This window comes from Rhizobium sp. WSM4643 (assembly GCF_025152745.1).
Classification (GTDB): domain Bacteria; phylum Pseudomonadota; class Alphaproteobacteria; order Rhizobiales; family Rhizobiaceae; genus Rhizobium; species Rhizobium leguminosarum_I.
This window is the reverse complement of record NZ_CP104040.1, coordinates 2,247,876-2,272,529: the sequence shown is the minus strand read 5'-3', so window position 1 is coordinate 2,272,529 and position 24,654 is coordinate 2,247,876. Positions and strand designations below refer to the sequence as shown.

At 60.8% G+C, this 24,654-nt stretch carries 22 protein-coding genes, 1 pseudogene and 1 riboswitch; of the genes and pseudogenes, 12 read left to right on the top strand and 11 right to left on the bottom strand.

The genetic code is table 11. The features are described from left to right. Window positions 1-46: 46 nt before the first annotated feature. Both N1937_RS11495 and N1937_RS11490 read left to right on the top strand, forming a co-directional pair. Window positions 47-1,726, top strand: a complete 1,680-nt coding sequence (locus N1937_RS11495) for an NAD+ synthase (RefSeq protein WP_260058853.1) — start codon at window positions 47-49, stop codon at window positions 1,724-1,726. Between the two features lie 44 nt (window positions 1,727-1,770). After that, entirely contained in the window at window positions 1,771-2,601 is an 831-nt protein-coding gene (locus tag N1937_RS11490) for a TolB family protein (RefSeq protein WP_260058851.1), read from the top strand. Window positions 2,602-2,661: 60 nt separating this feature from the next. On the opposite strand, the gene N1937_RS11485 is transcribed toward N1937_RS11490, so the two are convergent. Beyond that, window positions 2,662-2,898, bottom strand: coding sequence for a hypothetical protein (locus N1937_RS11485; protein ID WP_260058849.1), 237 nt, complete (start codon window positions 2,896-2,898; stop codon window positions 2,662-2,664). 159 nt (window positions 2,899-3,057) lie between these two features. Further along, window positions 3,058-4,191: a hypothetical protein gene (locus N1937_RS11480; RefSeq protein ID WP_260058847.1), complete on the bottom strand. Its 1,134-nt coding sequence runs from the start codon at window positions 4,189-4,191 to the stop codon at window positions 3,058-3,060. A gap of 330 nt (window positions 4,192-4,521) precedes the next feature. Between N1937_RS11480 and N1937_RS31550 the strand changes: the two are divergent. Continuing rightward, window positions 4,522-4,749, top strand: a pseudogene (locus N1937_RS31550) (hypothetical protein); the annotation flags it as partial. 69 nt (window positions 4,750-4,818) lie between these two features. Next, on the top strand, window positions 4,819-5,604 hold the full coding sequence (locus N1937_RS11475; RefSeq protein WP_260058846.1) for an IS1595 family transposase: 786 nt from the start codon (window positions 4,819-4,821) through the stop codon (window positions 5,602-5,604). A gap of 20 nt (window positions 5,605-5,624) precedes the next feature. Here N1937_RS11475 and N1937_RS11470 read toward each other — a convergent pair whose 3' ends face one another. Then, window positions 5,625-6,122 (bottom strand): hypothetical protein, encoded by a 498-nt coding sequence (locus tag N1937_RS11470; RefSeq protein WP_260058845.1) that lies wholly within the window; start codon window positions 6,120-6,122, stop codon window positions 5,625-5,627. 696 nt (window positions 6,123-6,818) lie between these two features. Here N1937_RS11470 and N1937_RS11465 point away from each other — a divergent pair. Further along, the gene (locus N1937_RS11465) at window positions 6,819-7,382 is read left to right on the top strand and encodes a hypothetical protein (protein WP_222294789.1); all 564 of its coding nucleotides are present in this window, start codon (window positions 6,819-6,821) and stop codon (window positions 7,380-7,382) included. Window positions 7,383-7,390: 8 nt separating this feature from the next. Here N1937_RS11465 and N1937_RS11460 read toward each other — a convergent pair whose 3' ends face one another. From N1937_RS11460 to N1937_RS11445, 4 genes are all read right to left on the bottom strand, one after another. Next, window positions 7,391-7,888: a hypothetical protein gene (locus tag N1937_RS11460; protein WP_260058843.1), complete on the bottom strand. Its 498-nt coding sequence runs from the start codon at window positions 7,886-7,888 to the stop codon at window positions 7,391-7,393. A gap of 84 nt (window positions 7,889-7,972) precedes the next feature. Then, on the bottom strand, window positions 7,973-9,040 hold the full coding sequence (locus N1937_RS11455) for a 3-deoxy-7-phosphoheptulonate synthase (protein ID WP_260058841.1): 1,068 nt from the start codon (window positions 9,038-9,040) through the stop codon (window positions 7,973-7,975). A 401-nt stretch (window positions 9,041-9,441) separates the two neighbouring features. Next, window positions 9,442-10,023: a hypothetical protein gene (locus N1937_RS11450; protein WP_260058840.1), complete on the bottom strand. Its 582-nt coding sequence runs from the start codon at window positions 10,021-10,023 to the stop codon at window positions 9,442-9,444. Between the two features lie 60 nt (window positions 10,024-10,083). Beyond that, complete coding sequence (locus tag N1937_RS11445; protein WP_170255759.1) at window positions 10,084-11,958, bottom strand: methyl-accepting chemotaxis protein; 1,875 nt, start codon at window positions 11,956-11,958, stop codon at window positions 10,084-10,086. 187 nt (window positions 11,959-12,145) lie between these two features. Here N1937_RS11445 and N1937_RS11440 point away from each other — a divergent pair, with 187 nt between their 5' ends. Beyond that, window positions 12,146-12,391, top strand: coding sequence for a hypothetical protein (locus tag N1937_RS11440; RefSeq protein ID WP_260058839.1), 246 nt, complete (start codon window positions 12,146-12,148; stop codon window positions 12,389-12,391). Then, window positions 12,359-12,545: riboswitch (cobalamin riboswitch) on the top strand. (Overlaps the previous gene by 33 nt.) A gap of 42 nt (window positions 12,546-12,587) precedes the next feature. Next, window positions 12,588-13,277, top strand: coding sequence for a 5,6-dimethylbenzimidazole synthase (bluB, locus tag N1937_RS11435; RefSeq protein ID WP_170255761.1), 690 nt, complete (start codon window positions 12,588-12,590; stop codon window positions 13,275-13,277). 73 nt (window positions 13,278-13,350) lie between these two features. On the opposite strand, the gene N1937_RS11430 is transcribed toward bluB, so the two are convergent. Beyond that, entirely contained in the window at window positions 13,351-14,445 is a 1,095-nt protein-coding gene (locus N1937_RS11430) for a DUF2865 domain-containing protein (RefSeq protein ID WP_170255762.1), read from the bottom strand. A gap of 320 nt (window positions 14,446-14,765) precedes the next feature. On the opposite strand from N1937_RS11430, the gene N1937_RS11425 reads away from it, so the two are divergent. Together N1937_RS11425 and N1937_RS11420 are read left to right on the top strand one after the other, a co-directional pair. Then, on the top strand, window positions 14,766-15,575 hold the full coding sequence (locus N1937_RS11425) for an acyl-CoA thioester hydrolase/BAAT C-terminal domain-containing protein (protein ID WP_311202846.1): 810 nt from the start codon (window positions 14,766-14,768) through the stop codon (window positions 15,573-15,575). Window positions 15,576-15,586: 11 nt separating this feature from the next. After that, window positions 15,587-16,120 carry a ribonuclease H family protein gene (locus tag N1937_RS11420; protein WP_260059094.1) on the top strand — a complete coding sequence of 178 codons (534 nt, stop codon included), beginning with the start codon at window positions 15,587-15,589 and terminating at the stop codon, window positions 16,118-16,120. A gap of 134 nt (window positions 16,121-16,254) precedes the next feature. Here N1937_RS11420 and N1937_RS11415 read toward each other — a convergent pair whose 3' ends face one another. Then, window positions 16,255-18,567 carry an NADP-dependent malic enzyme gene (locus N1937_RS11415; RefSeq protein WP_162117770.1) on the bottom strand — a complete coding sequence of 771 codons (2,313 nt, stop codon included), beginning with the start codon at window positions 18,565-18,567 and terminating at the stop codon, window positions 16,255-16,257. 260 nt (window positions 18,568-18,827) lie between these two features. Between N1937_RS11415 and N1937_RS11410 the strand changes: the two genes are divergently transcribed. Next, the gene (locus N1937_RS11410; RefSeq protein ID WP_170255764.1) at window positions 18,828-20,267 is read left to right on the top strand and encodes an FAD-binding oxidoreductase; all 1,440 of its coding nucleotides are present in this window, start codon (window positions 18,828-18,830) and stop codon (window positions 20,265-20,267) included. A gap of 132 nt (window positions 20,268-20,399) precedes the next feature. Here N1937_RS11410 and N1937_RS11405 read toward each other — a convergent pair whose 3' ends face one another. Next, window positions 20,400-21,149, bottom strand: coding sequence for a histidine phosphatase family protein (locus N1937_RS11405; protein ID WP_170255765.1), 750 nt, complete (start codon window positions 21,147-21,149; stop codon window positions 20,400-20,402). Window positions 21,150-21,384: 235 nt separating this feature from the next. Between N1937_RS11405 and N1937_RS11400 the strand changes: the two genes are divergently transcribed. Continuing rightward, window positions 21,385-22,227 carry a UDP-2,3-diacylglucosamine diphosphatase gene (locus tag N1937_RS11400; RefSeq protein ID WP_017964536.1) on the top strand — a complete coding sequence of 281 codons (843 nt, stop codon included), beginning with the start codon at window positions 21,385-21,387 and terminating at the stop codon, window positions 22,225-22,227. 225 nt (window positions 22,228-22,452) lie between these two features. Continuing rightward, a complete protein-coding gene (locus N1937_RS11395; RefSeq protein ID WP_260058836.1) occupies window positions 22,453-23,673 on the top strand; it encodes an MFS transporter in 1,221 nt (406 codons plus the stop codon). Here N1937_RS11395 and dgcA read toward each other — a convergent pair. Continuing rightward, entirely contained in the window at window positions 23,625-24,599 is a 975-nt protein-coding gene (dgcA, locus tag N1937_RS11390) for an N-acetyl-D-Glu racemase DgcA (protein WP_260058835.1), read from the bottom strand. The two genes, N1937_RS11395 and dgcA, sit on opposite strands and share 49 nt — an antisense overlap. Between the last annotated feature and the right edge of the window lie 55 nt (window positions 24,600-24,654).

The window sequence follows — 24,654 nt, the reverse complement described above, 5'->3', positions numbered from 1 at the left end:
GCGCCAACATGTTGCGGTCGCGAAAGGCGCAGGCTAAATAAATGACATGACACAGGAAAACGCCCTTTCTGATATTTTCCGCATCGCCATCGGCCAGCTCAATCCGACGGTCGGCGATGTCGCCGGCAATCTCGCCAAGGCGCGCGAGGCACGTATTGACGCGGGACGGGAGGGCGCGCATCTGCTCGTCCTGACCGAGCTTTTCATCTCCGGCTATCCGCCTGAAGATCTGGTGCTGAAGCCCGCCTTCATCCGCGCCTGCTGGAAGGCCGTCGAGAGCCTGGCTGCGGACACCGCCGACGGCGGCCCAGGCGTCATCATCGGCTTTCCCCGGCAGGACGAGACCGGTCGCTACAATTCGGTCGCCGTGCTCGACGGCGGCAAGGTGATCGCGGTGCGCGACAAAATCGACCTGCCGAATTACGGCGAGTTCGACGAGAAGCGCGTCTTCGACCAGGGCGCCATGCCGGGGCCGGTGAATTTCCGCGGCGTGCGCATCGGCATTCCGATCTGCGAGGATATCTGGGGCGATCTCGGCGTCTGCGAGACGCTGGCCGAAAGCGGGGCCGAGATCCTGCTGTCGCCGAACGGTTCTCCCTATTATCGCGGCAAGGTCGATATCCGCCATCAGGTGGTGCTGAAGCAGGTGATCGAGACCGGACTGCCGCTGATCTATGCCGCCCAGCTCGGCGGCCAGGACGAACTCGTCTTCGACGGGGCGAGCTTCGCCTTCAATGCCGACAAGTCGCTTGCCTTCCAGATGAGCCAGTTCGAGACGGCGCTTGCGGTGACGACATGGAAGCGCGGCGAAAACGGCTGGCATTGCGACGAAGGGCCGTTGGCGCATATCCCTGAAAGCGAGGAGGCCGATTACCGCGCCTGCCTGCTCGGCTTTCGCGACTACGTCAACAAGAACGGCTTCAAAACCGTGGTGCTCGGCCTTTCCGGCGGCATCGACTCGGCGATCTGTGCGGCAATCGCCGTCGATGCGCTGGGCGAGGAGCGGGTGCGCACCGTCATGCTGCCCTATCGCTATACTTCCGAGGATTCGCTGAAGGATGCGGCCGATTGCGCCAAGGCGCTCGGCTGCCGCTACGACATCGTGCCGATCGAACAGCCGGTGACGGGTTTCAGCAGTGCGCTCGCCAGCCTTTTCGAAGGCACGGGCAGCGGCATCACCGAGGAGAACCTGCAGAGCCGGGCGCGCGGCGTCATCCTGATGGCCATCTCCAACAAGTTCGGCTCGATGGTGGTGACGACGGGCAACAAGTCGGAAATGTCGGTTGGCTACGCCACGCTTTACGGCGACATGAACGGCGGCTTCAACCCGATCAAGGACCTCTACAAGATGCAGGTCTATGCGCTTTCCCGCTGGCGTAACGAAAACGTGCCGCCGGATGCGCTGGGGCCGTCGGGCGAGGTAATCCCGCAGAATATCATCGACAAGGCGCCGTCGGCCGAGCTGCGTCCCGACCAGAAGGACCAGGATTCGCTGCCGCCCTATCCCGTGCTCGACGATATCCTCGAATGCCTTGTCGAGAAGGAGATGGCGGTCGAAGAGATCGTCGCCCGCGGCCATGACGTGGCGACCGTCCACCGGGTCGAGCACCTGCTCTATCTCGCCGAATACAAGCGCCGGCAATCGGCGCCGGGTGTTAAGATCACCAAGAAGAATTTTGGCCGCGACCGGCGTTATCCGATCACCAACCGCTTCAGGGATCGCTGACGCAATCGAGATCGCTAACGGCATTAAGCCTTTCGGGAGGAAACATGCGCAGTTCGGTTGAGATCTACAATGTCAGGACGGGCAGGGCCCGCGAGGTCTGGCAGACGGACAGGCTGGTCGAGGCGCCGAACTTCTCGCCGGATGGTTCCTACCTGCTTATGAACGGCGACGGGCTGCTCTTCCGGCTGCCGCTCGATGGCGGCGATGTGGTCAAGGTCGATACCGGCTTTGCCATCAACTGCAACAATGATCACGGCATTTCGCCCGATGGGACTGAGATTGTCATCTCCGACAAGACCGAATTCGGCAAGTCGGCGATCTATATCCTGCCGATCGATGGCGGCACGCCGCGGCTTATCACGCAGAACCTGCCATCCTACTGGCATGGCTGGTCGCCGGACGGGCGCCAGCTTGCCTATTGCGGCATCCGCGACGACCTCTTCGATATCTACACCATCTCCGTCGATGGCGGCGCCGAAACGCGGCTGACGCATGGCGAGGGACGCAATGACGGGCCGGACTGGTCGGCTGACGGCCAATGGATCTATTTCAATTCCAGCCGCACCGGGCTGATGCAGATCTGGCGCATCCATCCCGATGGCACCGGGCTCGAGCAGGTGACATCGGACAATCAGGGCAATTGGTTCGCCCATCCATCGCCTACCAATGACAAGGTGCTGATCCTGTCCTACGACCCTTCGGTGTTCGACCATCCGCGCGACCTGGACGTGCGGCTGCGGCTGATGGACATGGATGGCGGCAATCTGAAGACGCTGTTCGAGCTTTTCGGCGGGCAGGGCACGATCAATGTGCCGAACTGGTCGCCCGAAGGCGATGAATTCGCTTATGTCAGGTATTTTCCGGTGAGATCTTGAGACTGGCGCACCGCCATTTTATGATCGGGTGGTGGGTATTTGATGATATCGAGAGACCGCCTACTCGAACACTTTGCTTGGAATCGTTTCAGAAACGGGCTGTCTTTTAACGCCAGCGGCGGCCACCAGCCAGAACAGTCCACCAGCAGCAAAGCCGAATACAGCTGTCACTGCGAGCGATTTGACGGTCTCTAGCAATCCCCACCATGTCATCATGCCGTTTTGGTAAGTGATGTGGTCACCAGCATAAGCCTCGTCAGGGCCGAAAAATGCGGCATTATGGAGCAAATGCCACAAGATCGGCCCAGGCATCCTGTAGAGCCAAATGCGCACGCGGCGATGACGGAGCCAAACCCTTTCACTACCAACAGAATTGCGATTAGCCTCAGTCGCTTGGCCAACCGCCGGATATCGCGGCGCGGGTGTCTATCAACGAGATGACCTGCTACCGGCAATTTACCTCAAGCACGCGACCGCTCGCGCATCGGTTTTCCGGACCAGAAGGAAAAGTCCTTCCCTGCCGTTGACCAAGACGGCTTGATTTTCGATGGGAAGCTGGAAGAGGTAGATGACATTCCCGGCAATCTCGCGGCTCTGGTCAACGAAATCCCATCTGTTTTCGGCGTTCAACGTGTAAAGCCCGTCGTTACCCGCGTTAGCCACCATAACGCCACCCGGAAACTCCGTCGGCGGGTTATAAACTCTCTGGGGCAAGTCGACCGACATCTGCTTGTCGTGCACTCTGACCAATGTGCCGACGTAGGTTTCAATGCCTTCAAAGTTCTCGTAGGTGTGGGTGGCTTGCTGGGCGGCGGGCCGCGTCGGGTCCTTCGGAGGCCAGGGCACGACAAGATTTTGATCAATGCGCTCTAGGAATATTCTTCTGTCCGCAGTGACACGAGCGGCCTGAACGCCTCCAAAACCTTTGTCGAAAATCGTCAAGTTCCCGTTGTCGTCCCTCGCATAGATATAACCTTCGGCGGTGAACAAAAGCAGCTTCAGTTCGGGTAGGTCGAACACTCGTCCCGGCGACTTCCCACCGACGCGGGTATCCCAGTAGAGCCGCTCGACCTGCCCAGAGGGCCGGAGCAGATAAAGGCCCGAGTTGTCCGAGATGACTGTGCCTCCTAAACGCGCCACGTACGCCGCTGAAAAAGGATGGACGAACGGCTTTCCGTCGGCCGCGAATAGGCGCTCGAACTGTGTCTCACCTGGTCGAAGCCTGAAAACTCCGAGTTTCCAGCTCACGCCAATTACGTCTCCCGTCGACGTGTCGGTGGCATACTGGTCTTGATAATGGTCGGGGAAATCGCCTCCGAACGGGACGTACGCCCCAGTGGTGTCGATCGTCCAGACACCACCGCGGTTTAGTGGGAAAATAATCGGGCGATCCAAGCCACGCACGACGACGACCTTCGATGTTAGCCGAAACGACTGGTAGATGTCGGCTTTAGTTGGCTCGCCGTTCTTGACCGGAACGAGACATAGCGGCGATGAGTTGCCAGATAAGATACTGGCGGACATTGCCTGCGTTGGCAGCAGAGCCGCGATGATGACGGCAATGAAGAAGGCTTCTCGACGGCGTATCATTCTGAGCACCTCGGGGCCGGAAGCGACATGCCAGCCTTGCTCGCCTAAGTCCGGCGGGCCGCTCCCGTCACGCTACACTGGTTAGCATCACACGCCATGGGGATAATTTACTTATGGTTGATGCAAGGCGAATAGCCGAAGATCGCACGCAGATAAACCAGCGACTCGACTCCTGACACGCCACCTGGTAAGGAGCCCTATGTTCAGACTGATACGAATAGAGCGCTGACCTTCTGCTTCCGTCCTTTCGACGGAGCTGTCCGCCTATGTCCCGCGTATCGAACGAAAACCTGAACATGCTCCAGAAGCGAATTCCCATCCTGAGGCCGAATTCCTACGACCCCTTCTCCGCAGGAGACCGGAGGTTCGAAATACGACCGCTGCGCGTGGCCTGATCCCAAGGAAGGCTTCGGCCAGCACCCGCTCCTGCGTCCAGATGGCCGCAATCTCGATCCCGAGAAGGTCTGGTCGCTCACCGAAGACGATGCCTACGGCCTCTTCGTCGACTTCCGCTGGACTGACAACGGCGGCAATCCATATTGTCCTCGCTGCGGATGCCTGGAGCCGTACAGCGTCCGGCGTCGCCGCTTCCGATGCTCGGAGCCGGAATGTCGCGCCGAGTTTTCGGTGACATCCGGAACCGTCTTCGCCAACCGGAAGCTATCGTTCAAGAAGATCATCATGGCTATCTGGGAGGAGATCACGGCCGCCAAGGGTATGGCCGCGCTCCATCTGAGCCGTAAGCTCAACGTCCAGTACAAGACCGCCTACGTACTGTTGCAGAAGCTCCGCGAGGCCGTCGGCCTTCGCCGTGATGCGATCAAACTGCACGGCACGGTGCAGATCGACGGCAAGTATGTCGGCGGCGTTCTCCGCAAGGCGAACAAGAAGGAAGAGCGGAAGGACGGCCGCAAGAAGGAAAACCAGAACGGCAAGCGCATGTGTGTCCTGGCGCTGAGGGAAGCCAACCGGAACGCTCCGAACCGGACGCTGACGCGTGTGATCATGGACGAGAACGGCAAGGACGCCTGGGCGGCCGTCGCCAGGCACGTCGATCCGAAGGCACTCTTGATCGCCGACGAACACAAGGCTTACGACGATCTCATCGGGCTCGTCGCCATGCATCGCGTGAACCACAGCCTTCGGTACCAGGAGGACGACGGCACGAACTCGAATGTGATCGAGAGCTTCTTCAGCCGCGTCGAGAAGGCCTACAAGGGCATCAACCACCGGTTCTCGACGAAGTACCTCGACTGGTACATGGCGATGCTGTCGTGGAAGGAGGACACGCGCTACATGGGCCTGCGCTGGCAGTTCGCCGACCTCCTGCAAACCATCACCTCAAGGCCGACGTCGCGGAACCTTTGCGGATACTGGCAGTGCGCCGCCCAGAATATCGTCGACCAGGTGTAGTTGCAGGGCGAGCCGCCGGATTAACGGCTGATCTCCCAGAGGTGGCGACGGCCGTCCTCAGTGCCAGCCTGGCGAACCAGCCCCTGCTTCACCAACCCGTTCAGCGTCGCGGAGAACCTGCTCGTGAGGGCGGACTCCAAGCGAGCTGTTTCGCTGCCGAGGTCGGCGTCGTTCGCGAACTTCTCTGCGATCTCTGCTGTCGTCGTTGGCCGTCCTGAGCAACGCAGGATATCGAGTACGATATGGCGATTGTTCTTGCCCTTGAGGAGTTCTGTAACGCGACCGCTTGCCGTTTCCCGTGACGAGGCACGGCGTCCCTTCGAAGGCGGCGCGGCCAGCTCAAAGCCGGGATCGTAAACCCTTATCACCGTTTCGAATGCCGCTTTCTGATCGACGAGGGCGACGATCTCCCGCCGCAGCTCTTCCATCTTGGCATCGATCTCGGCCAATTTCGCTTTCAATTCGTCTACGACTTCAACCATACGCAACACTCCCGAGGCACCCTCAGGAGATAGCATCAGCTCTCATCGGAATCTTGTGGCAACTGCTCCATAATGCCGGAAAAATGCAACAAGGCACATCCAGGGGAAGGTCGCAACAAAGGCTCCAACCATCGCGCAATTTGCAAGGGGCGGCCCTACACGTCGCCTGAAGTAGCATAGCAATGGAATCCCCAACACAGCAGTTGGCGGATACGCACCAATGAGCGCGACGGCCTGAGTTGTTCGGATAACGCGCTCGGTCATATCCGGCAGGCCCTGATACAGTGGGCTGTAAACAGCGTATGCGAAGGACGCGATTTAGGGAACTACGATCAACGCAATCGCTACTCTCCACCAAGGTGGAGATGGAAGAGTTTTTACAGGCATGCGTCCCCTATCGAAAAAGTTTATTCGGCAGGATTTCACGTCACAGTGTGAGTAACAACGTCGCGCCCGGCCTCATCTTCGAATTGCTGATGCGCACGCTTTTGAGGGGTGGGTGATCGGGGCTCCCAAGTTTGATTGCAGTAGCTGCCTCTAGTTTCGTGTAACTTGCCGAAGCGGACGGGGTATTCTATTTCAAGATGAGCTGTGGCATTTATTCATCTTCCTAATTGTGGGGGAAATATTGTGACCTGAATATCAGTGCTATTCTGGCTGGTAACGACGCCCAATGCTCCAACCCGCTCTTTTGGCATCCGCGAACATGAGGATGAACCTGGAGGTATAGACTTGCTGGCTGTCTTGAGATGCGCGTGGACGCTGCGTGGTTTCACGGTCGCCGGCTCCTTGGTGGCAATGGGTTTCACGCTCGCAGGTTGTTCATATCTTTTTGTCCGTGGCGTCGAGGGAAGCTACCTCGCAACGGGTACTCCGGTGCTCGGAAAGGTGACTGCGAGGGACGAGAGTGAGGAGATGGGGGGGACGATTGAGATCGGCTCGGCCGAAAGGCAGCAATGCAAGGGGCGCTACAGCGTATCGCAGGTGAAGACGAATTTCTGGAAGCTTGAGACCGGCGAGCGAACCTACCGCGGGAAGATCTACTGTCTGGATGGTCGAGCAGGGGCGTTTGAACTCATATCGAAGGATAAGGGGAAAACCGGCTCGATTACCGGCGAAATCAATGGCGAGGCATTTCAACTCGATATGTTCGGATCGAAGAGCCGTGAGTGCATGACGGAAGAATGCAGATGGGGCTTGAAGTGGACTTACGAAAAAGAGCGCGACGACATGCGTACCTATTACAGGGTCGCGACTGAACACGAGCCCGATTCAATGCATCCATGGCTCTATTAAATCTACTCCTATTCCGCGTGCCGGTGATCCGGTCCCGCGCTCCGCCCATGATGGCGGGGCGGTGGGTTAGTAACCCCACGCTGCTTGGGGATCGGCGACTTCGCGGATGATTGGACGAGAAATCTGATATTGGCCTTGGTTCCAACCAGCCTACCGGTACCAACAGCAGCGCCATAGTAATTGTTATAGCCGACCTCGCTGTTGGCAATTGCGGCGAACTTAGCGCCCATCGCGAGCGGCATTGCGGCCAGCGCCACGAATGCGACGACAGGCCGGAGCACCGGCGTAGTGGTGACGATCGATTGAGCACCGTTGATAGCCGTCTCCACAAGACGAAGGTATTTTCCGACCAAGCCGGCTCCGACGACAAATGACGTGCCCGCGAAATATGCGCCTGTGTCGGCCCATCTGGTCGCTCCATCATCAGACGCCTGCATTTGGCGGCTGTGGCTCGTTGGGATGAATGGGCATGAACTGGCGGTCACAGCCAACGGCAGTGTCGCCATCGGCGTACCCGTGAGATAACCGGGTTGCCCCCACCGCCCTGTAATGGGCGGCGGGTTTCTGCCCGCTGCGTTTAATGCTGACTATCAGGCTGCGACGGCTGCCTTGCGCCGGGCGCGGGCGGATTTTGCCAAGTCCTCCAGCACCGCGACCGACATATCCCAGTCGATGCAGCCGTCGGTGATGGACTGGCCGTAAACCAGCGGCTTGCCGGGAACGAGGTCCTGGCGGCCGGCGACGAGGTTGCTTTCGATCATCATGCCCTTGATGTCGCCGTTTCCGGCGGCAATCTGGGCGGCAACGGATCTGACGACGAGCGGCTGGTTCATCGGGTCCTTGCCGCTGTTGGCATGGCTGGCATCGATGAGGATGCGCGGGGCCACGCCGAGCTTGACGGCTTCGCTCGTGACGGATTCGACATCGGCCGTCTCATAGTTCGGCCGCTTACCGCCGCGCAGGATGATGTGGCAGTCCTCATTGCCTGTCGTCGAGGCGATTGCTGCCTGTCCGTCTTTGGTCACTGCCGGGAAGTGATGCGGCTGCGAGGCGGCGAGGATGGCGTCGAGCGCGACGCGCACACCACCATCGGTGCCGTTCTTGAAGCCGATCGGGCAGGAAAGGCCGGAGGCAAGCTGGCGGTGGACCTGGCTTTCGGTCGTGCGCGCACCGATCGCGCCCCAACTGACGAGATCGGCAATATATTGCGGCGTGATGGTGTCGAGGAATTCGCAGCCGGCCGGAAGGCCCATGGCATTGATATCGAGCAGCAGGCGTCTCGCAATCCTCAGCCCTTCCTCGATGCGGTAGCTGCCGTCGAGATGCGGGTCATTCATCAGGCCCTTCCAGCCGACGGTCGTGCGGGGTTTTTCGAAGTAGACGCGCATGACGATCTCGAGATCGCCGGCGAAGCGGCGGCGCTGTTCCGCCAGCCGTTCGGCATATTCCCTGGCGGCAACAGGGTCATGGATGGAGCAGGGGCCGATGACGACGATCAGGCGGTCGTCTTCGCCTCGGAGAATCTTGTGGACCGCATTGCGGTTGCTGGTCACGGTCTTACTGACATCAGCATTGCGGGGAATTTCCGCGATGATATCGGCGGGTTTGGTCAGCGGGGTGATTTCGACGATGCGCAGATCGTCAATGGTATCAGACACGGTATGGCTCCTGTTTGGTCATACCGGCGGAACAAAAAAGCCGCCAGGTAGACTAGCGGCTGTTCGGGTTGTCGTCGCGTCGAATTCAGTTACGCATGGACCCGCATCCGCTGAGAGTAGCGGTACCAATAAAATCGCGAGGCGCAGATTGATGTGATCGACATGAGAGGTATGTAGTGTCACGGCGACGCGTTGTCACGCAGAATTTTGTGCCTGAAAATCGGGCGTTCCCCGAGATGGCAACGGCTTCTGCGGAAGGGACACCCCCCGGCGAGGCAAGAAGCGCGTCGCACTCGATCTCGTGCAGGCGACGCGCTCTAAGCTCTGTTTAAACCCGTCGCCCTAAAGATGCTTCCGGGCGACGGTCATTCGCACTGTTCTAGAAGACTCAGTTCCTGAGATCACAGGGCGTCGACGTTCACGCCGACGGTGATGGCGCCGATCGGTGTTCCCTTGTCGTCTGATATCGTGACGCTTGCCTGCGACTGCAGTGTCTGGGTCGACTCATCCTTTTCGATCTCGTCGACGAAGACGGCGTCCTTGCCGGCTCCGAAGGACTTTTGGAACTTGGCCTCGTCGCCCTGCCAGTAATCCGATGTGGTGTCGCTTTGACCGACATTCAGGCCTTTTGTATCCATGACGAAGATTTCCGTGATCTTGCCGCCGGAAGCCTCCTTCTTTCCCTGAAGGAATTTCGACAGTGCATTGTTGAGCACGCCGTCGATCATCGAGTGGTCTGAGCCATCGACTTCGGCACGCCACTTCTTGTCAAGGGCGTCGACATCAGCAGCATTGAGATTGGCGTTGGCAGCGTTCTGCGCCTTGATAGCCTCGATGATGGCGGGGTCGTTAAGCCAGGGCTTTACATCGCTCGTCACGTAGTCGGAGATCGGGGCAAGCTTGGCATCCTGTGCCATGGATACGCCGATCGGCATGGCAAATGCGGTGCAGGCCAAAAGAAATGCGGGCACGATTTTCTTCATAGGCGTTTCCTTCCTGATTATAGGTTGCTGAGAACTAAGGCTTATCGGATGCAGTCGACGTCAGAACTCCTCCCAGGCACCGGGAGCAGCGGCAACGGCGGCATTACCTGCATGACGCTGCGTGAAGGCTCTAGTATCGGGACGAGCTTGGCGGGCGGCTTGAACGGGTTTGGGCTGGCTGGCGGTAGACGCACCGACTACGAACCTACCGGCCGAGTCCTGCAACAGGCGTCCTTGCGACAGCAGTTCGTGGCAAGCTGCGTTGGTTTCCTCGACCATTGCCGCGTTCTGCTGTGTCGTCTGATCCATCTGGTTGATCGCGCTGTTGATTTCCTGCAGGCCCGTCGCCTGTTCGCGATAGGATTGGACGATGGAAGCGATGCTATCGCTGATGCGGTTGATCTGCTCTTCGATCTTCAGCAGGGCGTCACCAGTTTCGTTCACCAGCCCGACGCCCGCGGCAACTTCCTGGCCGGATACGTTGATCAGGTTCTTGATTTCCTTTGCGGCATTTGCCGACCGCTGGGCGAGTTCACGCACTTCCTGCGCGACGACCGCAAAACCCTTGCCGGCCTCGCCGGCGCGCGCCGCCTCGACACCGGCGTTCAGCGCCAGCAGGTTTGTCTGGAAGGCGATTTCGTCGATGACGCCGATAATGCGGCCGATCTGGCTCGACGAGGTTTGAATCCGGTCCATCGCACCGATTGCATCGCGCACCACCGTCGCCGAGACATGGGCGCTCCGCTTGGTCTCCTCGACCAACTGCCCGGCATTTTCAGCCCGTTGCGACGATGTTCTGACCGTGGTGGTCACCTCATCCAGTGCCGCGGCGGTCTGTTCCAATGCTGCTGCCTGTTGCTCGGTCCGCCTGGCGAGTTGATCCGCGGAGATCGCCAGCTCGCTGGATCCGGTTTCAACCGCCACTGAAGCGGTCTTGATCTCTGTCAGAGCGGCCGCGACCGCATCGACCATGTTGTTGAAGTCCTGACGCAATTTATCGAATTCTGGACCGACATCGGCCAGGTGTATCGAGAAGTCGCCGGCGGCGAGCCCTTCCAATGCATTTGCGAGAGCGTTCATGACCAGCCGTTGCGTGTTGCTGGCCTCTTCGGTCAGCAATGCGTTGCGCGCCCGTTCGGCGTCGAGCGAAGCGCTCTGCTCGGCAGCGGCCTGCTCTCTCTCGACCTTCGCAATCGCCTCGTGACGGAAAACTTCCAATGCCCGCGCCAGAAAGCCGATCTCGTCGCCATTTTCCCTGTAGGTGACGGGAGAGACCAGATCGCCTTTCTGCAACGCGCTGATTCGTTCGCTGATCACCCTGATGGGCCGGCCAACGAGGCTGCGCATGGCGAGAAGGAAGGCAACGACGGCCATGGCGGTGATCGCGGACTGCGTGAGCAGCGAAATGAGAACTTTCTGCCTGACTTCGGAAGCGATTTTTTCGACGGACCAGTTCGTGACGATGTAACCGGTGGCCTTGCCCGACTTATCCAGCGGGAGCGGCGCGATGATCGTCACGACGCCGGCAGATATTCTACCGTCATCGATGGTCGTCTTTTCCGGTTTCGCGCTCAAGCTCTTTGCCAGATCGGTTGGTGCCGGCAAACCACTGACGCCATCGCGCGCCCAGGTATCGACGGCGGCAGGTTCGGCGTTGAATGCGGCAAACTGCACGAGATCGAGCGAGGGGTCGTCGCGATAGAGCGAATAAGCCTCTCGAACCGCGTTCGCCTTCCCCCATTTGACGCCGCCCGCCGCCAGAGATGCAAATTGCTCGGCATTCTTGGACCAGTTCGCCTTGGCGCCATCGATCAAGGCCCGGGTTTCGTACATCCAGGTATAGGTGGCGAAAGCGGAAATGCCGCAGAGGTTCACGGCAACGATAATCGCCGCCAGCTTGGCGGTCAGAGGCATCGTTTTCAAAAATTGGAACATTCCGCGGCGGCCTAGAATTGCGGCTCAGTCGGACATGTTCCGGACTGGCGTATCAATACGGGCATCGACGCTGACGGTCACATCACGAGCCCTCATGCCCATGTCCTGATAGCAACCCAAAACGCGTAAACGCAGTGTGTATTTGATGTGTGAATAAATCATAAAGTAGAATGGGGTGCTGGGGTACATGCGGGTCGTTTCACCCTGGCGCCTGCCGGCGCCAAGCCCAGCCAACCGGCGGGTACTGCCGTATCGCGCTGGACGGTGGAGGAATAGAGATACGCTGGGCAACGGCATTGATCGCGGTTGCCTGGCTGCTGTCGGCGTCATCGACATCGCCGAAGGCTACATGCAGCGTGTCGGCGGCTTGCGGGCCGCCTTGCCGCCGCCGCGCTTTCCTGAAATAGATGCGCCGTCAGGTGCCCGCCGGTAAGGCGGGAGAATCGGGAATCCGGTGCAAAGCCGGAACGTGCCCAACGCTGTAAGGCCGACGTTTGCCGCTTATCACGCCACTGGCTTCTTGCCGGGAAGGCTGCGGCAGACGGATGACGCCCAGTCAGAAGACCGGCCTGGCTAGATAGACCGATCCGCGCGGACGGCGGGGCGGTTGCGTTGTTGGGGATTTGACGATGCGACCCTTTGATGAGGATGCCCTTTCGGCGGCGTCCGGTTTTTCCTTGGCCGAACGCGAGGCCGTCTATTATGCGATCATGACGCGGCGCGACGTTCGCAGCCAGTTCCTGCCTGATCCCTTGCCAGACGATGTCGTGGAGCGTCTGTTGACGGCCGCCCATCACGCGCCGTCGGTTGGTTTCATGCAGCCGTGGAATTTCATTCTGGTGAAAAGCCCGACTGTGCGGGCGCGCGTCCGGAATGCCTTTGCCAGCGCCAACGAGGAGGCGGCGCTGATGTTCGAAGGCGAACGGCGGCAGGCATATCGTTCGCTTAAGCTCGAAGGCATTACGGAGGCGCCGCTCGGGATCTGCGTGACCTGCGATCCCACCCGCGGCGGCAGCGTGGTGCTGGGGCGTACGCACAATCCGAGGATGGATAGCTATTCCACAGTCTGCGCCATCCAGAACCTCTGGCTTGCCGCGCGGGCGGAAGGGGTCGGCGTCGGCTGGGTCAGCATCTTTCGTGAAGGCGACCTGAAAAGCATTCTCGGCATACCCGAGCATATCGAGGTGGTCGCCTGGCTCTGTGCCGGTTTCGTCGATCGGCTCTATGACGAGCCGGAACTCTCCGTCAAAGGCTGGCGGCAGCGGCTGCCGCTCGAGGAACTCGTCTTTCATGATGGATGGGGACGAAGCGAGCCCTAAATAAAGTGCGTCGCATCGAAGATGCATGTCGTAGTCCCAAAACCGCCGCGCGGTTTGGGTGGCTTGATTGATATCACTGCTGTTGTTGTGGTTGCGGGCCCGGCGTTGCCGGATTGGTGAGGTCGATCGAGCCCTGATCGCCGGCCAGAAACTGGGGGCCGACCTGACGGACGCGGTTCTGCGTCGGATCGTAGGGGCGTTCGGGAACGGATGATTGCGGCGCAGCTGCGGCATCCTTCGCCGGGGGATTGGTGCGGATGGTGGTGATGGAGCTCTGCTGCGGCGGTTCGCTCACCACCTGCTTGCCGCGCATCTCCTCATAATAGGCGGTGAGATTGCAGGCGCAGGAGGACTTTTCCCCGGGCGTGCGGTTCTTGTAGGCAAAGGCATTTTTCATGGCGCTGTAGGGCGTGCCCGTTGCGACCGAGATCATGTTCGAGGCTTCGGTGCTCGTCACGTCACGATAGAACAGTTCGGTCTCGATGCCCGGGCACATCTTGGCGCAGGTCTGGGCGTCGCGGCCGAAATCGACCGATGTGGCGTTCGAGCTGATCGGGAAGAAGCCGCCGTCGCAACTGCGCACGCACATGGTGCTGACCGGAGATAGCATCTCGGCCCGCGGCACACCGTAACGCGGATCGACCTCGTCACCACCGCCGAGCGGAATGAAGGTATCGGTGCGCATCGCCTGTTCCTCGACGCTTGGAGCCGGTTCGTCGGCGCTGCGATCGCTCGGGGCATAGACGTTTTCGCTGTTGCAGCCATTGCGGTCGAGAGCGGCGGTCAGCTCGCGGCGCGCGTCGTCATTGCCGTCGGTCTGGTTGCGCAGCTCCTCACGGCGGTCCTGGAGATAGCGGATGTTGTCGATCATGCGGGCTTCGGACTGCGAGAGCTCGGTGCAATAATCGGCATTCTCGCCGCCGATGACGACCATGCTTCCCGAGGTGCAGCCGTTGCCGCGCAGCTCGTTGCGGACCTTGCGCAGCTCGAGGTTCTGCTCGGCCATGGCGCCGGCATATTGGCGCGCTTCCGAGCCGTTGTTATTGCCGATCGACCGCGGCAGGTCGGCGAGGCGGCCACGCAGATCCTCACAGATAGTAATGGTCTGCGCGGCAGCGGGCGCTGCGAAGACAAGGAAGACGGCAAGAGACAGGTTTCGGCGTTTCACGGCGTCGTCCCGGAATGAGCAAAGAATCGATCGGTCGTTTGCGGCACCGATCGCCGCGGGTTTCTCTTAGGGTATTTCTCTTAATAAGCTGGGATAAATTCCTAGCGTATTTTCGGGATTTTATCCAGTAGATGCGGGGAGCATTCCGTTAGGGGAAGTTCCGGGTAGCTTTCGCTCAACGGGCAACCACCGGCTTAAACGCTTTGGCACCCTCCACCGTTTGCTATAAACCCAATCGACGAGTGTCTTCGTCATGAATGTTCGCTTGGGGTCGGTGGAAAGTGGTCGAATATCCAATCGTAATGCTTCAAGGCCAGGTTATGGGGGAACTGGTTGCAGGACCAGATACGGCGACGACTGGGGTGGTCGTTTTGGGTGGTTCCAGTGGCAGAGTTGACGTTGATCGCGCGAAACTGTTCGCCGAAGCAGGAGCGAAGGCTTTGGCGCTGCAATGGTTTGGAGGATATGGGCAGTCACCGGGTATTTGCGAAATTCCCCTGGAGACGTTTTCAGAAGCGACAGAATATCTGATTTCGACCGGATGCCAGCGCATCGTGTTCGTTGGCACTTCGAAAGGCGCGGAAGCTGCGTTGCTCGCCGCGGTCCTCGATTCCCGCGTGAGTGCTGTTGTCGCTGTCAGTCCGCCTTCGGTCGTCTGGGGAAATATTGGTCCGGGAACGGATGGAATTGCCTGGCCCGAAAGGTCGTCCTGGTGCTTGAACGGCGTCCCGCTAAACTTCGTTCCCGCCGACCCGGCGTGGGAGCCGGAATATAGAGACGGCCTAGTTTCTTATCGAGGACTGTTCGAACATTGCCTGATCCGTTTCGAAAAGGCGGCACGCCGGGCTCAAATTCCGATCGAAAGAGCGTCGGCAGAAGTCGTTCTCGTTGCCGGCGGAGATGATGCGCTTTGGCCGTCCGATCGTTTCGCGCAGCAACTTGTCAGGCGTGGAAAAGAGAATGGCAAGTCAGTGTCGCTTGTCTACGACGCAGACGCAGGACACCGGATTTTGTTTCCCGGAGAGAGGACGCCGCGATCAGAGTTGCATGCTCATGGAGGCGGTGACGACCCGGATGCGAGGCTTGGGCATGCGGCGTGGCAAAAAATACTGCCGTTGCTTCAGGCATAGGATCGCTATCAATGACAGGCATTTCTAACGAGCATCGTTTCTCTGAAACGATAGCCGGAATCCGAGGCGCGCAAGACGGCCTTCACGTTTTCGCGGACGGTTGTCATGAACCGGGTTCCGGGCAAGGGGGCTGGGCCTTTATCGCCTATCGCGATTCCGCGGAAATTGCGTCCGGCTTCGGTGGCGCGGAAGATTCCGCCAATAATTCGATGGAAGTGATGGCCGTCCTCAAGGCTGTGGTTTGGATCAACAGCGAGGCAAGCGGCGAGCCCGCGACCATCTGGTCGGATTCCATCTACGCCATCAAAGGCTGCAACAACTGGCGACATATCTGGAAGAACAACGGCTGGAAGAAAAGCAGCCCGAATGGGAATGCGCGAAGGCGAACGATCGCCAATGCGGAACTCTGGAAGGCGGTCGATCTTGAACTTTGCCAGAATGGTCTGGTGACCATCGCCTGGTGCAAAGGCCATTCCGGCATTGCCGGCAACGAGCGCGCGGATGCGCTCGCAGATAAGGGGCGCCTGTCGATACCGAGTGCCTGAGACGGCATCAGGGCATGGATTTTATCCAGGGCCCCGGGCCTCATATCTGCTTGATATCAACCGGCTGCAGATGCTCGGGACAAGCCCGAACATGACGAAAAGGCTGGCCGACTTTGTCACAAGTCTGAGCCGGCTCAGGCCGGTTGCGATGCCTCGACGACGGCGAGTGCCGCCATGTTAACGACGCCGCGGGAGGTGACCGAGGGGGCGAGAATGTGGGCGGGCAGGGCGGTGCCGAGCAGGATCGGGCCGACATGCAGGCCGTCCGTCATCGACTTGACCACACCGAGGGTGATGTTGGCGGCGTCGAGGTTCGGGAAGACCAGGAGGTTCGCCTCGTCGTGCAGGGTCGTGTCCGGCATGACGCGCTTGCGCAGCGCTTCGGTGATGGCGCTTTCGCCGTGCATCTCGCCGTCGACCTCGAGGTCGGGCGCGGCTTCGCGCACGAGCTGCAGGGCGTTGCGCATCTTCGTGGCGCTTTCGGACTCACGCGAGCCGAAGTTGGAATGCGAGACTAGCGCGGCGCGCGGCGTGAGGCCGAAACGGCGGATTTCCTCGGCTGCCAGCACCGTCGCCTCGGCGACCTCCTCGGCGGTCGGATTGAAGGTGACATAGGTGTCGGTGAAGAAGGTGGCGCCGCGCTGCGAAATCATCAGGCTGAGGGCTGAGAAATCGCGGACATTCTTGCGCTTGCCGATGATCTGGCGAACATCGCGCAGGTGCTTCTCGTAGCGGCCTTCGAGGCCGCAGATCAGCGCATCGGCCTCGCCGCGCCTCAGCGCCAGCGCGCCGATGACGGTGGTGTTGGTGCGCACGATCGTGCGGGCGGCTTCCGGAATGACGCCGCGGCGGCCGACGAGGGAGAAATAGAGATCGACATATTCGCGGAAGCGTGGATCGTCTTCCGGATTGATGACCTCGAAATCCGACAGCGGCCGGATGCGCAGGCCGTAGCGCTTCAGCCGCGTCTCGATGACCTGCGGGCGGCCGATCAGGATCGGTTCGGCAAGGCCTTCCTCGAGCAGCACCTGGGCGGCGCGCAGCACGCGCTCGTCCTCACCTTCGGAGAAGATGACGCGTTTGCGCTCGGCGGCCTTGGCCGCGGTGAAGATCGGCTTCATGACGAAGCCGGAGCGGAAGACGAAGCGGTTCAACTGGTCGAGATAGGCGTCGAAATCCTGGATCGGGCGGCGTGCGACGCCGCTCTGTTCGGCGGCCTTGGCAACGGCAGGCGCGATGCGCAGGATCAGGCGCGGATCGAAGGGCGATGGGATGAGGTAATCGGGGCCGAAGACCGGTGTCTCGCCGGAATAGGCGCGGGCGGCAACATCGGACGGCTCTTCGCGGGCAAGGGCTGCGATGGCGCGCACGGCCGCCATCTTCATTTCCTCGTTGATCGTTTCGGCGCCGCAATCGAGCGCGCCGCGGAAGATATAGGGAAAGCAGAGGACGTTGTTGACCTGGTTGGCGAAATCCGAGCGGCCGGTGCAGATCATTGCGTCGGGACGGGCGGCACGGGCGAGATCGGGCATGATCTCCGGCGTCGGATTGGCGAGCGCCATGATCAGAGGCTTGTCGGCCATCTGCGCCAGCAGCTCGGGTTTCAGCACGCCGGCGGCCGAAAGGCCCAAAAAGACGTCGGCGCCGCCGATGTTTTCGGCGAGCGTGCGCGTATCGCTCTTCTGGGCGTAGATGGATTTCCATTCGTCCATCAGCTCGACCCGGCCCTCATAGACCAGGCCTTCGAGATCGTGGACCCAGATGTTTTCGCGCTTCGCCCCGAGAATGACCAGCAGGTTGAGGCAGGCAAGCGCGGCGGCACCCGCGCCGGAGGCGACGATCTTGACGTCCTCGATGGCCTTGCCGGCGAGTTCCAGCCCGTTCAGGATCGCGGCGGCGACGATGATCGCCGTGCCGTGCTGATCGTCATGGAATACCGGGATCTTCATCTTTTCGCGCAGGCGCCGCTCGACCTCGAAACATTCCGGCGCCTTGATGTCTTCAAGGTTGATGCCGCCGAAAGTCGGCTCCAGCGAGGCGATGGTCGAGACCATCTGGTCGACGGCTGCCGCGTCGATCTCGATGTCGAAGACGTCGATGCCGGCGAATTTCTTGAAGAGCACGGCCTTGCCCTCCATGACCGGCTTGGAGGCAAGCGGGCCGATATTGCCGAGACCAAGCACGGCGGTGCCGTTGGAGATGACGGCGACGAGATTGGCGCGCGAGGTATATTCGGCCGCCATTTCGGGATTGTCGCGGATGGCAAGGCAAGGGGCGGCAACGCCCGGAGAATAGGCGAGCGCCAGGTCGCGCTGATTGCCGAGCGGCTTGGTCGCCTGGATCTCCAGCTTGCCGGGGCGGGGATAGCGGTGGAAAAAAAGCGCCTGCTCGTCGAGATCGCCGCTCGTCAGGTTCTTTTCCGTCTTCGATTTTTCCAGGTGATCCATCGCCGCCTCCGTGCACGTCTTTTGAGCTCCCTCCATACATCAATCGGATACGGGCGACAGTATGGAAATGCGGGGTGGCTCAAGTTTTCGCAAAGGGTCAAATGGCACACCCGCTCTGCCCGCGAATCAGAGGGGTCGTCGGACCAATTCGATTGCGATCGTTTCAGTTAGCTAATCCTTCTGGAAGCTTGTCTGGCCGCGGCAACGGGCGCAGGATGCCGGCCGCGACGGTGCGGGGCGCCGGTCGCATGGAGGAAACCATGGACAATTTGAACCTGACGACCCTGCAAAAGGGTCAGACGATGGTCAATGACGTGGCCATCGATGCCTTTGCCGCCGGATTTCGCGGCAGTCTTCTGACCGGTAAGGACGTGGATTACAACGAGGCGCGGGCGATCTGGAATGCGATGATCGATCGCCGGCCGGGGCTTATCGCGCGCTGCGCCGGCGCTGCGGATGTCGTGCGCGCGGTGCGGTTTGCGCGTGACAATAATCTGCTCCTTTCGGTGCGCGGCGGCGGCCACGGCATCGCCGGCAATGCCGTCTGCGAGGGTGGCGTCGTCATCGACCTGTCGGCGATGAAATCGGTGCGGGTCGATCCGCAGACGCGGCGCGCCAGGATCGAGCCGGGCGCAACGCTTGCCGATGTCGACAAGGAAACGATGGCCTTCGGGCTGGCGCTGCCGACGGGCATCAATTCGACCACCGGCATCGCCGGATTGACGCTGGGCGGCGGCTTCGGCTGGCTGACCCGCAAATTCGGGCTGACGATCGACAATCTGCTGTCGATGGATGTGGTGACGGCCGATGGTGAGCTGGTCAAGGCGAGCGAGACGGAAAAACCAGACCTCTTCTGGGCGCTGCGCGGCGGCGGCGGCAATTTCGGCGTCGTGACCTCGTTCGAGTTCAAGCTTAACCCTCTCAACACGGAGGTTCTCGCCGGGCTGGTCGTGCATCCCTTCGCCGATGCGGAAATGGTACTCAAGGAGTATCGGCAGGCGCTGGAAGCGGCACCTGACGAACTGACCTGCTGGGTGGTGATGCGCCAGGCGCCGCCGCTGCCATTCCTTCCCACCGAATGGCACGGCAAGGAGATCGTCGTGCTGGCGATGTGTTATTGCGGGGATATCGCGGCGGGAGAAAAGGCAACAGCCAGATTGCGCACGATCGGAAATCCTATCGCCGACGTCGTCGGCCCGGTGCCGTTCACCAGCTGGCAGCAGGCATTCGACCCGCTGTTGACACCGGGCGCGCGCAATTACTGGAAGAGCCAGGATTTTGCCTCTCTCTCTGATGCTGCGATCGATGTCCTGCTCAATGCCGTGCGAAAGCTGCCCGGCCCGGAATGCGAGATCTTCATCGGCCATGTCGGCGGTGCGGCCGGGCGTGTTCCGACCGAAGCCACCGCGTTTCCGCAGCGCAGCTCGCATTTCGTCATGAATGTGCATGCGCGCTGGCGGGAAGCCGGCATGGATGGAAGCTGCACCGGCTGGGCGCGCGAGCTTTTCGAGGCAACCAAGCCGCATGCAGTGGGAACCGCCTATATCAACTTCATGCCGGAAGACGAAACCGATCGGGTCGAAATGGCATACGGGACCAACTACCACCGCCTTGCCGAAATCAAGCTGCGCTACGATCCGAACAACCTGTTCCGCATGAACCAGAACGTCAAACCCGTGGCGGCCGTGCGCGCCGCCTGACGGGATGGCGTGAAAACAAGGCATTGCATCATGCCACCGCGCGCTTGCTCAACGCGCGGCGGCACGATTTTCTGGCGCTCGAAGCATAATGTCCTTGGTCGGTGACATGGCATTTGTTTCGGTCGGGCGTTGCTACCCGCCGGGCTTCGGCACGATTGTCACGTCGGCGCCATAGGCATCGCGCAACTCGTGTTCCTGCCCCGGCTGCCGTTCGGCGGCCTGATGCAACAGGATCGACTCATATCCTTGCGAGCGCGTCCCCTCGATCAGGGTGATATCGGCGTTTCCTGGATTGTCGGAACGCTCGAACCACTCGACGGGGCGGTGCAGAAAATTCATTTCGACCGCCCGGTTGGTGACGCCATGACCGACGATCACGACGTTGTGGTCGCTATTTTCGGCATCGTGCATGGCGGTCTGGAGAAACAGGCGCACCCGCTGGGCCACATCCGCCCGGCTTTCGCCATCCGGCGGCCGTGCGTAGAACTTGCCGCTGTTGCTGCGCAGCCTTGCCCATTTTTCGAACTCCTCGGGAAACTTCTGCTTCTGTTCGGCGCGGTCGTAGATTTCGGTGAAGAGACCGAAATCCTGCTCGCGCAGCAGATAATCTTCCCTGATATCGCCGATGAAGCTTTCCGGCAGGGCTTCGAGCAGCGCATCCTTGCTCTGCCGCGTCCTCAGAAAGGGCGAATACCAAATATGCAGCTTGCCGAAACCTGCGCTCGGCAGTGCTTGCAGATAGGAGGCGATCACGCCGCCTGCTTCGAGAGCCTGCCGATGGCCCCACTGCGTCAGCGGCACATTGTGATCGCCGAATTGGCGGTAGGCCTGTTCGTTGACGTTGCCGAGGGATTCGCCATGGCGAACGAGAAAGAGACGCATCAGCCATCCCGCATTGTCGGATATGGAATCGGCGTCATCATGAACGCCCTGAATGCGCAGGGCAACCTCGTCAGTGGGCTTGACGGCGACGGGCGTGCTGCATGCGCGGCGACGGGCATGCTGTCCGCGCGGCGACGGCCAGGCGGCCGCGCGGCGATGGACAGGTTTGCAGGGCTTTTCCCCAGCTTGTCATCTTCCTGAAACACGAGTCTGGTTTTGGAAGGCTAGATGAAAGATGGGACATGAGCGGCAGCTCGTGAAAGACATGATGGAACCCAGACATTTCCGCACGCTCTTCATTTCCGATGTCCACCTCGGCTCGAAGGCCGCGAAGGCCGACTTCCTGCTGGATTTCCTGCGCCACCACGAGGCCGATACAATCGTGCTCGTCGGCGACATCGTCGACGGTTGGCGTCTGAAGCGCAGCTGGTACTGGCCGCAGGTCTGCAACGATGTCGTCCAGAAGCTGTTGCGCAAGGCGCGCAAGGGCACGCGCGTCGTCTATATTCCCGGCAATCACGACGAATTCCTGCGCGCCTTCCCAGGCATGCATTTCGGCGGCATCGAAGTCGTCGAGCGCATGATGCTTGACGGCGCCGACGGCAAGAAATACCTGATCCTGCACGGCGACGAGTTCGACATCGTCGTCCGCAACGCCCGACTGCTGGCCTATCTCGGCGACTGGGCCTATGACACGGCAATCCGCATCAACGTCATCCTGGCGGCGGTGCGCCGCCGGCTTGGCATGCCCTACTGGTCGTTCTCGGCCTGGGCGAAGCTGCAGGTCAAGCATGCGGTCAATTTCATCGGTGAATTCGAGCGCGTCGTCGCCGAGGAGGCCCGCAAAAACGGCGCCGACGGGGTGATCTGCGGACATATCCACCATGCCATCATCCAGGACATGGACGGCATCCGCTACATCAACACCGGCGATTGGGTGGAAAGCTGCACGGCGGTCGCCGAGCACGAGGATGGCACGTTCGAACTGATCACCTGGCGGGCGCTTGCCAGTAGCGTGCCGGCGCTTGCCGCCATCGAAATGCATGATGAGGGCGAACTGGCCCCGCAGGCCGCTTGATTCAGGCGGCGGCGCATCCGCGTCTGCGCTTTACAGCGCCGCGCGTCTTTTCAGACGCGTATAGGACGCCGCAAACACTTAAAATAATGCAGTAGGTATTTGGCCGTTACCGTTTGGCGACAGGCCCTGTTTATTTTCTAAAACGTTTCAGAACGGCTATTTCTCGCAATAGTCGCCTCCAGGGTGGTGTGTTAGGACAGCGTCCAGTTTCCTGCAGGTCCACCTATGATTCCCGCTCAAAATTCCCCGACGGGTGAGGGAGCGCCGCCGCGTTTCCGGCTGCTCAGCGCGCTTTCCTATTGCGCGCCGCTGCTCGTCAACGGCATCGTCCTGCCGTTCTTTCCCGTCTGGCTCGCAACCCACAGCTTCAGCGACCACGAAATCGGCATCATCCTTGCCATACCGATGGTGGTTCGCGTGCTGGTGGCGCCTGTCGTCGCCATGATCGCCGACCGCTTGAAGGAGCGCGCCGACGTGCTGCTTTGGTCGGGCGGCATGTCGCTGCTGACGGCGATCGCGCTCTTCTGGACGACGACCTTCTGGCCCGTGGCGATCATCTATGCGCTGCAGGGCGCCACCTTCGCGCCCTATGTGCCTATCGTCGAATCGATCGTCATCTCAGGTGTGCGCCGCTGGGGGCTCGATTACGGGTCGATGCGCGTGTGGGGCTCGATCGCCTTCATCGTCTCGACGCTGGTTGGTGGCCAGATGATCAGCCGATGGGGCGGCGGGATGGTGCTTGATGTCATGGTGTTCGGCTTTATCATGACCGTTGTCATGGCGATCTTCTGTCCGCGCATCGGGCCGACGCGGCGCCGCGGCCAGCCGATCAACATTCCGGCCGCCACCGGCAGCGGCCTGCGCGAACCGCACCTGCTGCTGCTTTTGATCGGCGTCGCCATCCAGCAGTCGAGCCATGCGGTGCTCAACGCTTTTTCCTCGATCTACTGGCATCAGCTCGGCTTCTCCGGCACTGAGGTCGGGCTGCTCTGGAGCGCCGGCGTCGCTTCGGAAGTGACGGTGTTCTTCCTGTCGAAGCGTCTCAACCGTCGCTTCGACGCCTGGACGCTGATCCGCTTCGGCTGCGCCATCAGCGTCTGCCGCTGGATCCTGTTTCCGATGAATACCGGTTTTGCCGGTTTCTTCCTGCTGCAATGCTTCCACGGCTTCACCTACGCCTTCGTGCATACCGGCGTGCAGCGGCGAATCATGGCGACGGTTCAGGAAACGCAGGAATCATCGGCGCAGGGCGCCTATTTCTTCTATGTCGGCATGGCGATGGCGCTGATGACCCTGGCGTCGGGTTATCTCTACGCCTGGCTCGGCGTCGTCAGCTATTACGTCATGGCGCTGATCGCGTTCTCCGGCCTCGGCCTCGTCATCTCAGCCTATTATCTTCAGCCCCAGAGGGTGCTTTCGGGTGGAAAGACCAGGGAAGCGGCGTAACGCAGGCCGGGTTCGCGGTCCCGGGCCAGCAGCAGCGGGCCGTCGAGATCGACGAAATCGGCATTTTGGGCGAGCAGAACGGCGGGCGCCATGGCAAGCGAGGTACCGACCATGCAGCCGATCATGATGCTGAATCCGAGCCGTTCGGCCTCGGCCTTCATCGACAGCGCCTCCGTCAGGCCGCCAGTCTTGTCGAGTTTGATGTTGATCGCGTCGTAGCGGTCGGCAAGGCTTGCGAGATCGCCGGTGTGATGGACGCTCTCGTCGGCGCAGACGAGGAGCGGGCGGCGGATTTCGGCGAGCAGCCCATCGCGGCCAGCCGGCACCGGTTGCTCGACGAGGGCGATGCCTGCTTCCGCGGCGATATGGAGATGACGCTCCAACACGGCCTCCGGCCAGCCCTCATTGGCGTCGAGAATGATGGCGGCATCGGGCGCGGCGGCGCGGATGCGGCTTTCATCGTCGCCGGTGCCGACCTTGACCTTCAGCAGGGCGCGGCCGGCATGCTCGCGCGCCTGGGCGGCCATCACCTCCGGCGTGCCGAGCGAGATGGTGTAAGCGGTGGTGAGCGGCTGCGGAGCGGCAATGCCGAGGCGGGCGGCGACGCTGTCTCCTGTTTGCTTTGCCTGGAGATCCCAGAGGGCACAATCGACGGCGTTGCGGGCCGCGCCCGGCGGCATGGCCGATAGCAGGTCGCTGCGCGAAATGCCGGCCTCGATCAGCGGTCGCGCCGCCTCGATCTGGGCGAAAACGCTCTCCATGGTCTCGCCGTAGCGGCGGTAAGGCACGCATTCGCCGCGCCCCTGCGCACCCTTTTCGACAAGCGTGCAGGTGATCACTTCGGCCTCGGTCTTTGCCCCGCGCGAGATAGTGAAGGTCCCGGCAATCGGAAAGGAATTCATCTGGATATCGAGGGTGCGCGGCATTATTGCTCTCCTACGAGCATGGAAATTGCACGGTGCTTCTGTATATTGACGCGCC

Excerpts from the sequence above, each read along its gene's own strand:
- N1937_RS11495 (WP_260058853.1), top strand. The coding sequence starts at position 47 with ATGACACAGGAAAACGCCCTTTCTGATATTTTCCGCATCGCCATCGGC.
- N1937_RS11490 (WP_260058851.1), top strand. The coding sequence starts at position 1,771 with ATGCGCAGTTCGGTTGAGATCTACAATGTCAGGACGGGCAGGGCCCGC.
- N1937_RS11480 (WP_260058847.1), bottom strand. The coding sequence starts at position 4,191 with ATGATACGCCGTCGAGAAGCCTTCTTCATTGCCGTCATCATCGCGGCT.
- N1937_RS11470 (WP_260058845.1), bottom strand. The coding sequence starts at position 6,122 with ATGCTATCTCCTGAGGGTGCCTCGGGAGTGTTGCGTATGGTTGAAGTC.
- N1937_RS11460 (WP_260058843.1), bottom strand. The coding sequence starts at position 7,888 with ATGGCGACACTGCCGTTGGCTGTGACCGCCAGTTCATGCCCATTCATC.
- N1937_RS11450 (WP_260058840.1), bottom strand. The coding sequence starts at position 10,023 with ATGAAGAAAATCGTGCCCGCATTTCTTTTGGCCTGCACCGCATTTGCC.
- N1937_RS11445 (WP_170255759.1), bottom strand. The coding sequence starts at position 11,958 with ATGTTCCAATTTTTGAAAACGATGCCTCTGACCGCCAAGCTGGCGGCG.
- N1937_RS11440 (WP_260058839.1), top strand. The coding sequence starts at position 12,146 with ATGCGGGTCGTTTCACCCTGGCGCCTGCCGGCGCCAAGCCCAGCCAAC.
- bluB (WP_170255761.1), top strand. The coding sequence starts at position 12,588 with ATGCGACCCTTTGATGAGGATGCCCTTTCGGCGGCGTCCGGTTTTTCC.
- N1937_RS11425 (WP_311202846.1), top strand. The coding sequence starts at position 14,766 with ATGGGGGAACTGGTTGCAGGACCAGATACGGCGACGACTGGGGTGGTC.
- N1937_RS11420 (WP_260059094.1), top strand. The coding sequence starts at position 15,587 with ATGACAGGCATTTCTAACGAGCATCGTTTCTCTGAAACGATAGCCGGA.
- N1937_RS11415 (WP_162117770.1), bottom strand. The coding sequence starts at position 18,567 with ATGGATCACCTGGAAAAATCGAAGACGGAAAAGAACCTGACGAGCGGC.
- N1937_RS11410 (WP_170255764.1), top strand. The coding sequence starts at position 18,828 with ATGGACAATTTGAACCTGACGACCCTGCAAAAGGGTCAGACGATGGTC.
- N1937_RS11405 (WP_170255765.1), bottom strand. The coding sequence starts at position 21,149 with ATGCGTCTCTTTCTCGTTCGCCATGGCGAATCCCTCGGCAACGTCAAC.
- N1937_RS11400 (WP_017964536.1), top strand. The coding sequence starts at position 21,385 with ATGGGACATGAGCGGCAGCTCGTGAAAGACATGATGGAACCCAGACAT.
- N1937_RS11395 (WP_260058836.1), top strand. The coding sequence starts at position 22,453 with ATGATTCCCGCTCAAAATTCCCCGACGGGTGAGGGAGCGCCGCCGCGT.
- dgcA (WP_260058835.1), bottom strand. The coding sequence starts at position 24,599 with ATGCCGCGCACCCTCGATATCCAGATGAATTCCTTTCCGATTGCCGGG.